Source organism: Allobacillus sp. SKP2-8 (assembly GCF_007559355.1).
Classification (GTDB): domain Bacteria; phylum Bacillota; class Bacilli; order Bacillales; family Alkalibacillaceae; genus Allobacillus; species Allobacillus halotolerans.
On record NZ_VMHF01000001.1, the window covers coordinates 246,175 to 259,227 of the forward strand.

At 40.0% G+C, this 13,053-nt stretch carries 10 protein-coding genes; all 10 read right to left on the reverse strand.

Annotation, left to right across the window (positions count from 1 at the left end; all coding sequences use genetic code 11):
* Positions 1–68: 68 nt before the first annotated feature.
* On the reverse strand, positions 69–1,595 hold the full coding sequence (locus FPQ10_RS01300; RefSeq protein WP_144159061.1) for an acyl-CoA carboxylase subunit beta: 1,527 nt from the start codon (positions 1,593–1,595) through the stop codon (positions 69–71).
* A 30-nt stretch (positions 1,596–1,625) separates the two neighbouring features.
* Complete coding sequence (locus tag FPQ10_RS01305) at positions 1,626–2,405, reverse strand: enoyl-CoA hydratase-related protein (RefSeq protein ID WP_144159064.1); 780 nt, start codon at positions 2,403–2,405, stop codon at positions 1,626–1,628.
* A 15-nt stretch (positions 2,406–2,420) separates the two neighbouring features.
* On the reverse strand, positions 2,421–3,320 hold the full coding sequence (locus FPQ10_RS01310; protein WP_144159067.1) for a hydroxymethylglutaryl-CoA lyase: 900 nt from the start codon (positions 3,318–3,320) through the stop codon (positions 2,421–2,423).
* A gap of 22 nt (positions 3,321–3,342) precedes the next feature.
* The gene (locus FPQ10_RS01315; protein WP_144087855.1) at positions 3,343–3,552 is read right to left on the reverse strand and encodes an acetyl-CoA carboxylase biotin carboxyl carrier protein subunit; all 210 of its coding nucleotides are present in this window, start codon (positions 3,550–3,552) and stop codon (positions 3,343–3,345) included.
* Between the two features lie 12 nt (positions 3,553–3,564).
* Positions 3,565–4,908: an acetyl-CoA carboxylase biotin carboxylase subunit gene (locus tag FPQ10_RS01320; RefSeq protein WP_144159070.1), complete on the reverse strand. Its 1,344-nt coding sequence runs from the start codon at positions 4,906–4,908 to the stop codon at positions 3,565–3,567.
* Between the two features lie 22 nt (positions 4,909–4,930).
* Positions 4,931–6,568, reverse strand: a complete 1,638-nt coding sequence (locus tag FPQ10_RS01325; protein WP_144159073.1) for an AMP-binding protein — start codon at positions 6,566–6,568, stop codon at positions 4,931–4,933.
* 20 nt (positions 6,569–6,588) lie between these two features.
* On the reverse strand, positions 6,589–7,731 hold the full coding sequence (locus FPQ10_RS01330; protein WP_144159076.1) for an acyl-CoA dehydrogenase: 1,143 nt from the start codon (positions 7,729–7,731) through the stop codon (positions 6,589–6,591).
* A 118-nt stretch (positions 7,732–7,849) separates the two neighbouring features.
* Positions 7,850–8,470, reverse strand: coding sequence for a TetR/AcrR family transcriptional regulator (locus FPQ10_RS01335; protein WP_144159079.1), 621 nt, complete (start codon positions 8,468–8,470; stop codon positions 7,850–7,852).
* 167 nt (positions 8,471–8,637) lie between these two features.
* Entirely contained in the window at positions 8,638–10,905 is a 2,268-nt protein-coding gene (locus tag FPQ10_RS01340; protein WP_144159082.1) for a YhgE/Pip domain-containing protein, read from the reverse strand.
* A 219-nt stretch (positions 10,906–11,124) separates the two neighbouring features.
* The coding region (locus tag FPQ10_RS01345) for a DNA gyrase/topoisomerase IV subunit A (RefSeq protein ID WP_255439607.1) at positions 11,125–13,053 on the reverse strand (1,929 nt) is incomplete at its 5' end.

The window sequence follows — 13,053 nt, forward strand, 5'->3', positions numbered from 1 at the left end:
AAATCTCCTCCTAAGTGAAAAACCAGCAGCCGTTTGTCATCAGCTGCTGGTTCTATTACTATGAAATATTAAACTGGATAAACACCATGTTTTCTTTCGGTAAAGTGAAGATTTTTAGATTGATAGGCATCTAACCGAAGTTCTAACGCTTTTCTTAGATTGTCCGGTTCGACAATATCATCAATAACCATTTCAGAAGCTAATCGATATATATCGATATTCTCTTGGTATTCCTTATGTTTTTCTTGGATGAATGCTGGTCGCTCTTCTTCTGGAAGTTCGGCAATCTTATTCGCATATACAGCATTTACTGCAGCCTCTGGTCCCATGACGGCAATTTGGGCTGTTGGTAAGGCAATCGTTACATCCGGTTCAAACGCTGGTCCAGCCATAGCGTAAAGTCCTGCACCGTAAGCTTTGCGAACAACAACAGAGATTTTCGGTACGGTTGCTTCACTCATTGCAGAAATCATTTTTGCTCCATGGCGAATGATTCCAGCTTGCTCAACTCGTGTTCCGATCATGAATCCTGGAATATCAGCTAAGAACACTAGCGGTATATTGAATGCATCACATAATTGAATGAATTTTGCTGCTTTATCGGCGGAGTCATGGAATAATACGCCACCTTTCATTCGTGGTTGGTTGGCGATGATGCCCACGGCTTTTCCATCGATTCGTGCGAGACCGGTAATCAATTCTTTCGCAAAGTTTTTCTTTATTTCACAGAAACTATCCGCATCAATCAAACGTTTGATTAACTGGTGCATATCAAATGGAGCGTTTTGATTTTCCGGAATTATTTCACTGATGGTCTTTTCGAATGAAGCTGGCGATTTAGTTTCAGCTACTGGTGGTTTGCTTCTAAAGTTCTCAGGAAAATACGTTAAATACTTTTGTGTATATGCAATTGCTTCAGACTCGTCTTTTACTAACACATCACCTACACCAGAAACGGATGTGTGCATTTTAGCTCCGCCCATTTCCTCGAGGCTTACTTTTTCACCAATGACCTTTTCTGCCATTCTTGGTGAACCGAGATACATGGAAGCATTGCCATCAACCATAATAACAACATCGCAAAACGCCGGTATGTAGGCGCCGCCTGCAGCAGATGGACCGAATAATAAACAAACCTGTGGCACTCTTCCAGAAAGTTTCACTTGATTGTAAAAAATTCGTCCGGCTCCCCTTCTATTTGGAAACATGTCGATTTGATCAGTAATACGAGCACCTGCCGAATCGACTAAGTAAAGCATAGGCAGCTCTAATTTCATCGCGGTTTCTTGGATTCGAAGAATTTTTTCGACGGTTCGCTTACCCCAAGACCCCGCTTTTACCGTTGAATCATTCGCCATGATACAAACACGTTGGCCATTCACTTTTCCAATGCCAGTGACAACGCCATCTGCCGGAAGTGATCCATCCATGCAGTTAGCAAAAAAGGCATCTTCAACATTAAGATCGTCATCCAGCAGTTTTTTTAATCGATCACGGACAAACATTTTCCCTTTTTCTTTATTTTTTTCATGATATTTTTCCGCACCGCCGGACTCAATATTTCGACGTAATTCTTCATGATTTTCTGTCGTCATGTCGTTACACCCTTTCTGTCTCTTTACAACCTATTTCCCTTGATACTGTGGTTTTCGTTTTTCTTTGAATGCTTGCAATCCTTCTAATCGATCTTCCGTCGGAATCGTTTCTAAATAACACTCTCGCTCGACTTTCAATCCATCAATTTTAGATAGTTCATAACCTTTGTCGATTGCTTTTTTGGCCATTTTGACACCGATTGGTCCATTGCCAGCAATCTGTTTGGCCATCGATAATGCTTGTTCTTCAAGATCCGTTGGTTCAAAAATCTCTTGAACCAAACCGATTTGTTTAGCTTCATCACTTCCAAATCGCTTCGCTGTCAAAATATAATATTTAGCGTTCGCAAGTCCAATGAGTCTTGAAAGACGTTGGGTTCCACCTGCCCCTGGAATAATAGCTAATGATGTTTCAGTCAATCCCATTTTCGCTGAACGGCTCGCTATACGAATATCGCAGCCAAGCGTTAGCTCTAATCCTCCACCGAAAGCAGCACCATTAATAGCCGCAATCGTCGGAATCTTAAGCTGTTCAACCCGTGAGACGAGGTCGCCAATTTTCCCTACAGTTTTAACAACTTCTTCTTCACTCATCGATGCTCGCTCTTTCAAATCCGCGCCTGCACAAAACACTTTTTCGCCGACGGCTGTAATGATTAGTACACGCAGCTGGTCATTTTGCTCAATTTCATCTAATTGCTGATTAAAGTCATCCAGCAATTTCAATGAAAAAGCATTAGCGGCATTCGGTCGATTCAGCTTTAAAATTCCGATCGTTTCATCGACAATCTGAAAATCAATTGTATCCATTGTTTCTCACACCTTTTATTCTTTTGCTCTTACTTGCATTTGCTTACTTGGTAATGCCTGACCAATTTTATCCTGGATAAAGAACCCCGCGTCCGTCAGTCTGTCTAGATCAACACCTGTATCAATGCCCATTTCATGAATCATATGGACAAGGTCGTCCGTTGCAAGGTTTCCTGTAGCCCCTTTGGCATATGGACATCCACCAAGGCCACCCAGTGAACCGTCAAAGGTATGATATCCTAACTGTAAGGCAGTTACCGTGTTTGCTAGCGCCATACCTCTCGTGTCGTGAAAATGCAATGCAATCTGATCTTTTAAAAGAATATGTTCCATTTTGCACAAGAAATCGTGAACTTGACGAGGGTTTGCCACACCTATCGTGTCACCAAGTGAAAGCTCGTCAATTCCCATATCAAAAAGACGCTGACAAACGTCGACTACTTGATTTTCATCTACTGAACCTTCATAAGGGCAACCAAATACAGTTGATACATAGCCTCTGACTGTTTTTCCGGCTTCTTTAGCACCAGTGACAACTTCCTGCAATACTGGATAAGTCTCTTCAATGGATTTATTAATGTTTTTCTTATTATGCGTTTCGCTGGCTGACATGAAAATCGATACTTCATCTACGTCAGCTTCCAATGCTCGCTCCAGCCCCTTCATGTTTGGGACTAGAGCTGCATACGTAACGCCTTCTTTACGTTTGATGGACTGGGCAACCTCAACGGCGTCCTTTAGTTGTGGAATCCACTTCGGGTGTACAAATGAAGTGATCTCAATATAGGATAAGCCTGACTCAGAGAGTTGATTGATCCATGCAATTTTATCTTCCGTAGATATTTCCTTCTTTTCATTTTGCAAGCCATCGCGTGGGCCGACTTCTTTAATCGTAACTTGTTCTGGTAAATCCATAAATGTTCGGTGCCTCCCTAGCTTATTCAATGACAGCGAGAACATCTCCTTCGTTTACAAAGTCACCTTCCGATACTTTTAATTCTTTAATCGTGCCAGCTGATTCTGCCGGAATTGGAATTTCCATTTTCATAGATTCTAAGATAACTACGTCTTGATCCTCTTCTACTTGGTCACCTTCATTTAAAACAATTTTCCATACGTTTCCTGCCATTGATGATTTTAATTCCATTTTATATTCCTCCTATTTGTTTGTTATGTGTTCTTGGATAAATGATGTTTGTGTATTACCATCTTGAAATGCTTGATTAGCAGCTATATTTAACAATAGTGGGATGTTCGTCTTTATTCCTTCTACTTTGTACATGGATAGGGCCGTCTCTAATCGACTGATCGCTTCGTTTCGGTCTTTGCCTTTAACAATCAACTTCGCAACCATTGGATCGTAAAAAGGTGTGATTTTAAATCCTTTTTTTATGGATTGATCATTCCGAATGAATTCCTCTTTTGGAATGATTAAGTCTTCGATTGTACCTGGAGACGGAAAAAACGTCTTCGGATCCTCTGCATAAATGCGGGCTTCAATTGCATGACCCTGGATTTGTACCAGCCCTTGATTAATCGCGAGTTCTTCACCACTGGCAATACGAATCTGTTGTTCAACAAGATCGATGCCTGTGATCTCTTCGGTAACTGGGTGTTCCACTTGAAGTCTTGTATTCATTTCAAGAAAATAATAGTTTTGATCTTCGTCTACTAAAAATTCAAGTGTCCCGGCATTCCGATAGCCTAAGGATTTGACGGCTTGCACCGCCTTTTCACCCATTTCACGTCTTGTTTCTTCCGTTAAAAGTGGTGATGGTGCTTCTTCAATGACTTTCTGATGTCGACGTTGAATGGAACACTCACGATCATATAAATGAACCGCATTTCCGTGATGGTCACCTAGCACTTGGATTTCAACATGGTGGGCATCTTCTATGACTTTTTCAATAAATAGAGTGCCGTTACCGAAAAATTGTTCCGCACGGTGTGCATTGGATTCAATCGCTTTTTCCAGCTCCGATTCGCTTTTCACAATCTCCATTCCAATACCGCCACCGCCGTATGACGCCTTTACCATTACAGGGTAACCGATCTCATTCGCAACCTCTTTTGCCGCGTCAACTGTTTCAACGGGTTCGTTTGTACCCGGAATAATGGGAACTCCCGCTTCTTCCATCGCTTTTCTTGCGGATAATTTACTGCCCATTTTTTCAATCACATCTGGTGTCGGTCCAATAAAGGTAATGCCCTCTTCCTCGCAACGTCTAGCAAATGAAGCATTTTCACTTAATAGTCCATACCCTGGGTGAATCGCTTCTACTTCGGCTTCTTTGGCAATTTCGAAGATTTTATCCATGTTTAAATAGCTTTCATTGACACGTGATCCCCCAAGAGGATAAGCAACATCTGCTTCTTCCACATACGGTGAGTCTTCATCCGGGTCGGAATATACGGCCACGGACTTAATGTTTAATTGCTTACATGTTTTGATGATACGTGAAGCTATTTCTCCTCTGTTTGCGATTAGAATAGATTGAAACATAATAACCTCCTGTAACTGTGACTTAGTCGATTTGAATTAAATCTTTTGCTTGTTCTCTTAATCGGTATTTTTGAACTTTCCCACTTGCTGTCATTGGGTATTCTTCTGTCAACTCAATGTATTTCGGAATTTTATGATGCGAGATTTTACCTTTACAGAACGATTTGATGTTTTCTTCTGTTAAATTGGCACCTTCTTTTGGAATGATCCAGGCCATTAACTCTTCACCGTATTTTGGATCTGGTACACCGACGACTTGAACATCCAACACATCCGGATGTGTAATGATGAATTCTTCAATCTCCCGTGGGTAAATATTTTCTCCACCACGGATGACCATGTCTTTCATTCTACCAGTCACTTGGAAATAACCATCTTCATCCATGATTCCGATATCACCCGTATGCAGCCATCCATCCTCATCAATCGTCGCATTCGTCTCTTCTTCATTTTTATAATAACCTGCCATGACGTGGTAACCACGAGTCACGATTTCACCAGGTTCATTTGGAGGAAGTGTTTGATTTGTACCTGGTTCAACGATCTTTGCTTCGACATTCGGATGAACTTTTCCAACGGATGTCGTTCGGATTTCTATTGAATCAGTCGGTCGAGTTTGTGTAAAAACGGGCGATGTTTCTGTTTGTCCGTAACAGATGGTTACTTCAGAAGCACCCATTTTATGAATGACATCATTCATGACTTCTTTCGGACAATTGGAACCGGCCATGATTCCTGTACGAAGTGACGAGAGATCAAATTGGTCAAATTCAGGATGATTCAACTCTCCAATGAACATTGTCGGAACACCGTGTAATGCTGTACATTTTTCATCTTGAACAGCTTGTAAAACAACTTCAGGATTGTATTGTTCAATCATCACCATTGTGCCTCCTTTGGAGACTGTTGCTAACGTACTCATCACACAGCCGAAACAGTGAAAGAGTGGCACTGGCACACATAAACGATCTTCACCTGTAAAATTCATTCCCTCGGCAACCTGTTTTCCGTTGTTGACGATATTATAGTGGGTCAACATCACACCTTTAGGAAAACCGGTTGTACCTGAAGTGTATTGCATGTTGATAATGTCATCGTGATGAAGTGATTCTTTTCTTTTTCGTAGATCTTCATCTGAAACATCTTTTGCTTTTTGCAGTAACTCATCCCATGTGTAGCAGCCTGCAATTTGTTTTTCCCCTAGAACGATGACTCGTTTTAATTTCGGAACTTTATCACTGTTCAGTTGCCCCGGTTCACTGTTTTTCAGTTCGGGAGCTACTTCATTAACGATATCTACATAGGATGTTCCTTTAAAATTTTCTGCTAGAATTAATGTTGTTGTGTCTGATTGATTCAGTAAATATTCCAATTCTGCTGCTTGATAACTGGTATTCACCGTCACTAATACAGCGCCCATTTTTCCTGTAGCAAACTGAGTCAAGACCCATTCCGGTTTATTGTCAGCCCAAATTGCGATATGCTCACCTTTTTCAACACCGAGAGCCATAAGCGCTTTAGCTGTCTCATTCACTTTTTCATCGAACTCTTGATAAGTCCAACGAATACCCTTCTCAGGATAAACGACAGCTTCATGGTTTGGTCTCTCATCCACTTTTTCTTCTAGCAATTCGCCAATGGTTGACGTCAGTAGACTCATATGCAATCCTCCTTTTTAATCTAGCATCCTAATTGCCGAGCGATCACCATTCGTTGAATTTCTGAGGTTCCCTCACCGATTTCCAACAGCTTGGCATCCCGTAAAAATCGTTCAACTTCGTATTCTCTCATGTAACCATAACCACCAAGTATTTGAATTGCTTGGTTTGCTGATCGCGTCGCCGTTTCTGTTGCAAACAATTTTGCATAAGCAGCTTCTTTCGTAAACGGCTTTCCGTTATCTTTCAGCCATGCGGCTTTCATAACCATATTGCGAGCCAATTCGACTTCCATAGCCATATCGGCCAATTTAAATTGAATCGCTTGGAAGGAAGAAATTGGTTTCCCAAACTGTTTCCTTTCCTTCGCATAAGCCAACGCGCGGTCCAGCGAAGCTTGAGCAATTCCGACACCTAACGCTGCAATTGAAATTCTTCCGCCATCTAACGTACGCAAAAATTGCTTGAAGCCAGCGTCAGGATCACCTAATAGATTCTCTTTTGGAACTCTTACATCTTCTAATACAATTTCAGCTGTGTTAGAACCTCTGACACCCATTTTATCGTAATTATCAGAAATTTTTAAGCCTGGACTATCGGTTGGAACGATAATTGCTGAAATGATATTTTTACCTCGAGAATCTTTTCCGGTAACGGCCGTTACAATAATTTGCTTGGCATAGGAAGCATTTGTAATAAAGCACTTCTCTCCGTTGATTACGTATTCGTCACCTTCCAGGTTGGCTGTTGTTTTTGTCCCACCGGCATCAGAGCCTGCATTTGGCTCCGTCAATCCGAATGATCCTAGCGCTTCCCCTTCTGCAAGCGGTTTCAAAAATTTCTTTCTTTGTTCGTCCGTTCCAAACATATAAATCGGACTGGAACCAAGTGAAACAGCTGCCGCATAGCTTAGTCCTGTACTCCCACATACACGACCAATTTCTTCAACGGCTAGTGCATAGGTTACAGTATCGCCGCCAGAACCACCCTCTTCTTCCGGAAAAGGAATTCCCAGTAACCCTAGTTCACCCATTTCTTTAAATAGATCTTCGGGAAAATCAGCCTTTGTGTCAATATCAATTGCCCTTGGCTTGATTTTGTCTACCGCAAAATCGCGAACCATCTTTCTCGTCATTTCCTGTTCTTTCGTCAATTCGAAATTCATGAACATTCCTCCCTTAATTGCTTTTATTGAATTTCAAAGCCACACACTATTGAGACCGACTGGTTGGTCTGTAAACTCTTAAATAAAAACGCTTTGAATTAAGCGATTGTTAGATACTTCAAAAATTCAATTCGACGTATAATGAAGAAGCTTCATACTCTTTTAGGGCTTCATCTGTCAGTAAGCCATGCATTAAAAGGTCTATATAGACAGATGACACTTGTTCAATATCCTTCTCACCATCTCGTTGATACCATTTATACGTCCAGTTGACCATGCCTAGAATTGACATCGTGGTGATCGTTGGAGGTAAACTTCCTCTGAAATCTCCAGATTGCTGACCATCATTGATCACTTCATAGATGATTCGTTTGAACTCATTCCGTTTTTGTTTAATGATTTCTTCATATTCTTGTTTTAAATACTTATTTTCTTGATAAAAAACGGTAATATGTTCATTGTACAGGTCAAACACACGAACAAAAGACTTTAAAATTTCATGCAACTGTTTCATTGGGCGGTCATATTTTTCTTTTGCCGAGTGTGCTTCACTTAGAACATATGTAATAAACTTATCGTGGATGACATATAAAAGTTCATCTTTTGATGAAAAATGATGATAAAATCCGCCTTTTGATGTCGCAGAATCATTCACTAAATCTTGAACGCTCACACCGTGGAAGCCTTTCTCAGAAAATAACTTCAATGATGAAGCGATGATTTTCTCACGTAAACTCATGACCCCTCCCCACCTTTTTTATCATATTATCACATTTGTTAAAAAAGTAAAACAATTCACTTATTTTTTTAATGATAAAGAGGCTGAGATCACATTGTTGTCATCTCAGCCTCTTTTAAATAACACTGTATTTTGTTTAGATTGATTTTTTTCTCTACCGATTAAAATCAATGAAATAAACCGGCGTCCTTAGATTTTTTCATCAATTTGTCTGTATGTTTGTTAATTACATTTTTCAGTAACGTTCCGAATAACAAGGCTCCGATCCCAAATAAACTGAGAATAATCATGTCGTGAATTGCCGACTCCCATATAATGCCCCCGACCGCTTCACGCATTAAATCAATTGCATAGGTGAAAGGAAGGAATGGGCTAATTGCCTGGAACAGTTTTGGTAATAAAATAACTGGGTACGTACCACCTGCACCAGCAATTTGCAGAACGAGTAAAACAATGACCATTGCTTTTCCGACATCGCCAAAGACCGATACGAGTGTATAGATCAATGTCATAAAAACGATACTAATTATCAATCCGAATAAGACAAACCAAACAGGATGTGCAATATACGAACCAATCAATAACCAGTCACCTAACGTTACGACAAGAGTTTGCAATAATCCGATTGTAAGGAAGGTAAACATCCTACCAAAGTAACGTTCTCGGCCAGTTAGACCTTCTCTATCATGTACATCAACGGCCAGTAATGAAATCAGCAACAAACCACCGACCCATATAGCTAAAACAGTATAAAATGGCGTCATTCCTGAACCATAGTTTGGAATTGGGAAGAGCTCATTTTTGCTCAACTTGACAGGTTCCTCAAAAAAGTTTTTTTCTGCTTCAGGATCATTCCGTAATAATTCGATCATTTCATTAATATCTGTTTCACCCTGAATTTCTCGAATTCGATCCGCGAGTTCATTGATTTTACTATTCACATATGGATATTCACCAAGAATCGTATTCAACATTCCTTGACCATCACCAATATGGGTTTCAGTACTGGACAAGACTTCTTTAACTTCCGGAATTGTTGACTTGATCTCTGACAAAATATCATCTGCACTCGTTAACGTTTGTTGAGCATCGCTAATTTTTTGTTTCACTACCGGCTCAATATTTTCTTTATAGTATTTCAAAAAATCCCCTATTTTATTTGCTGTGTTAGCAGATAACTCCTCTAAGTCTGTGACAACAGAGTCGACTTCCTGTTTTTTATCCTCAATAAATGCAGTGATATTTTGACCATTATCTTGCACTTCCTCAAGCGCCTCACGTAATATGCTTAGTCGTTCCAATGCATCATCAATCACTTGATCATTATCACTGTTGTTATTTTGGATGTCCTGTTGGTTACCATTTTGCTCATGATTTTCCTGATCTGTTGAACCGTCTCCATTGCTCTCATTTTCTTGCTCACTGTCTTTATTTTGTTGTGCTTGATTCATTTCTTTCAGCTGTTTTAAATCACTTTCAATTTCATCCAAACGACTAGTCGCATCATCCAATGAACGATCAATGCTTTGTTGCAGCTCTTTCCCTTCACTGAAGTCAATATTCATATTTTTTGCATCTTGAAGTAGTTTGTTAATATCTTCCGCGGTGTTTTGAGCCTTCTCCAAATCCGTTTCAATTTGGGGTGCCATTTCATTTAACCGATCTTCAGCTTTTGATAATAAATCAGCTGTTTCATTCACAGTTTGAAGACCATCATTTGTTGTCCGTTCAGCTTTTGGCAATTTGTTTTGGGCTTTATTAATAATCGATTGTGCATTTTTCGTGTCTTCAAGTCCGTTCGAGACCAACTCGTATATTTCTGGTAACTGTTTCTCCATCTCAAAAATATAATTTTCAAACTGCTTGATATCTGGTAACTTATCGTTCAACTCTATGCCAATATCATCAAACATCTCAAAAATAACGCCATTCACTGCAGAAATAAAATTACTGCTAACCTGTTGTACTATCGTGCTAGCACCTTTATCCGTTATTTTTGGTGAAACAGCATTAATTTTTTCGTTTACGTAATATTCCATCTCGCTCTTTTTAGGTTCATTGGATATAACCGATGATAAATTTTCCGAGAAATCCTCTGGTATGACAATAACCGCGAAATAATCACCATATTTTAAATTTTTCATTGCTTTTTCTCGGTTCGTGAAATGCCAATCCATTGACTGATTGTTTTCAAGTGTTTCGACTAGGTCTGTACCCACATTAATTTTGTTTTCCTTAATCTCGCCTCCTGAATCTTCATTGACAACACCGATTGGAATTTGATTGGTTTGACTATAGGGATCCCATGAGGCTTCTATATTAAACCACGCGTATAAAGAGGGTAATAAAATAAGTCCGCCAATTAAAATAGCAGCGACCCAATTACGTGATATATTCTTCAAATCTTGGAAGTAAATTTTCCAGCTGTTCTTCATGTATATACCTTCTTTACTTTTGATCGTTTAGGTTTTGCTCTTATTTAGGATGATCAAAATCGCTAGAATATTTTGTTATGAATAATCAAGGGTCTCCATGCCTTTACTTCTTACTACATACTAACCCATTTTAAGACCTCACAGAAATGCCCGTGATAACGGAGTATCATGGACAAGATATTGTTTCTTCATTAAGAATTTTCTCCAGGATCAATGAGATTACTCACCCGAAGTGAAATACTCCCGGTAACGAGCCTCTACTTGCGTATCGATCACTGGTCCGGTTTGATCTGTGTCTACCACAAATGACCCATTACTGTACCTGTCGGCTGTTTTTAGGTTCAATGGCATAACTGTTTCAATTATACCTTTCTCTGTTCGTAGCTGGACGGTTGTGTCTTCGCTAACTAAATGGAAACCAACAAGCTGATGTGCATTCCGCTTCAGTTCTCTCAGCATCGCTAACCCACGTTTCGCTCGAGTGCTTTGCTCGAACTGTGACAGATTCATTCGTTTACATGCACCACGATGTGTGACGACAAAAAGTGACGGATCACTTAAGTCATCAAAAATCTCACCATTAATAATGTATTCGTCTTTCTTCAGCTGCATGGATTTTACACCACCGGCTTTAATTCCTATAGGGTTAACTTCTGACTCATGGAACCAGAGACCAAACCCTTTATTGTTAGCAATGAATATCTCTTGATTTCCATCCGTCAAATGTACATTGATCACTTCATCTTCTTTTTTCAGATTCATTCCATTAATCGGTCGTGAATACCGCTGAACTTTATACAGATTTAATGAAGTCTTTTTGATCATGCCATTTTTCGTGACCGATAAAATATATTGCGTCTCAGTAAATTCTCGTACTGGAATGGCTTTGATCACTTTTTCATCACTAGGAATAGAAATGATGTTCGCTACGTGTTGTCCCATATCTTTCCATTTTATATCTGGAAGTTCATGGATGGGGATGTACAAGTAGTTACCTTTGTTTGTGAACACAAGTAACGTATCAGTTGTGTTAACCTCCATTAATTGAATGAGTTCATCTCCCTCTTTTCGCTGGAGATCTTCAATGCTTGAGGCACCAAATGAACGAGTGCTTGTCCGCTTGATATAACCATCCCGCGTCAAGGACACAACGATATCTTCTGAAGGGACCAAAACTTCTAAATTGATGGTTAAGTCTTCTATCTCATCTTCAATCCGAGTACGTCGCTCATCATTATGATTTTTCTTGACTAGTCGAAGCTCGTCCTTGATGACTTTCTTCAGAACTTCTTCATTACCGAGAATCTCTTGTAAGCGAGCAATCGTTTCTCTCAACTTACTTGCTTCTTCTTCCAAGTCGGTTACATCAGTGTTGGTCAATCGATAAAGTTGAAGCATGACAATGGCTTCAGCTTGTTTTTCTGTAAAGTTATAAGCGGCGATTAACCGTTCTTTTGCATCTTTTTTGTTTTGCGAGGCACGGATGGTCGCGATGACATCGTCTAAAATTGAAATAGCGTAAATTAAACCTTCAACGATATGTGCTCTTGCTTGGGCTTTATTTAAATCATATTCAGATTGGCGTATAACAACGTCTCTTTGGTGATTGATATAAGCATCTAATAAACCCGGTAAGCTCATAAGTGTCGGTGTGCGATCAGAAATGGCAATCATATTGAAATTGTAGTTCACTTGAAGGTCCGTATTTTTATAAAGGTAATTTAAGACCCCTTGACTATCAGCATCTTTCCTAAGTTCAACGACAATTCGTAAGCCCGTTCGATCTGTTTCATCGCGAATTTCGTTGATGCCTTCGACTTTCCGGTCAATGCGAAGTTCATCCATCCGTTTGACTAAGTTGGCTTTATTCACCTCATAGGGGATCTCTGTAATGACAATTTGCTCCCGGCCGCCCCTTAGCTCTTCTATTTCAGCCAACCCTCGAACGACTACTCTTCCTCTTCCGGTTTCATAAGCTTTTTTAATTCCTGCTTTACCTTGAATGATTCCACCGGTCGGAAAGTCAGGTGCAGGCATTTTTTCCATTAATTTATCCAGCGAGGCATTCGGATGGTCAATTTTGTAAATGACTGCATCGATGACTTCTCCTAGGTTATGAGGAGGAATATCAGTTGCATAACCGGAAGA

What these genes read in the sequence shown, in the direction of transcription:
- FPQ10_RS01300 (WP_144159061.1), bottom strand. Translation starts at nt 1,595, where the DNA reads ATGACGACAGAAAATCATGAAGAATTACGTCGAAATATTGAGTCCGGC.
- FPQ10_RS01305 (WP_144159064.1), bottom strand. Translation starts at nt 2,405, where the DNA reads ATGGATACAATTGATTTTCAGATTGTCGATGAAACGATCGGAATTTTA.
- FPQ10_RS01310 (WP_144159067.1), bottom strand. Translation starts at nt 3,320, where the DNA reads ATGGATTTACCAGAACAAGTTACGATTAAAGAAGTCGGCCCACGCGAT.
- FPQ10_RS01315 (WP_144087855.1), bottom strand. Translation starts at nt 3,552, where the DNA reads ATGGAATTAAAATCATCAATGGCAGGAAACGTATGGAAAATTGTTTTA.
- FPQ10_RS01320 (WP_144159070.1), bottom strand. Translation starts at nt 4,908, where the DNA reads ATGTTTCAATCTATTCTAATCGCAAACAGAGGAGAAATAGCTTCACGT.
- FPQ10_RS01325 (WP_144159073.1), bottom strand. Translation starts at nt 6,568, where the DNA reads ATGAGTCTACTGACGTCAACCATTGGCGAATTGCTAGAAGAAAAAGTG.
- FPQ10_RS01330 (WP_144159076.1), bottom strand. Translation starts at nt 7,731, where the DNA reads ATGAATTTCGAATTGACGAAAGAACAGGAAATGACGAGAAAGATGGTT.
- FPQ10_RS01335 (WP_144159079.1), bottom strand. Translation starts at nt 8,470, where the DNA reads ATGAGTTTACGTGAGAAAATCATCGCTTCATCATTGAAGTTATTTTCT.
- FPQ10_RS01340 (WP_144159082.1), bottom strand. Translation starts at nt 10,905, where the DNA reads ATGAAGAACAGCTGGAAAATTTACTTCCAAGATTTGAAGAATATATCA.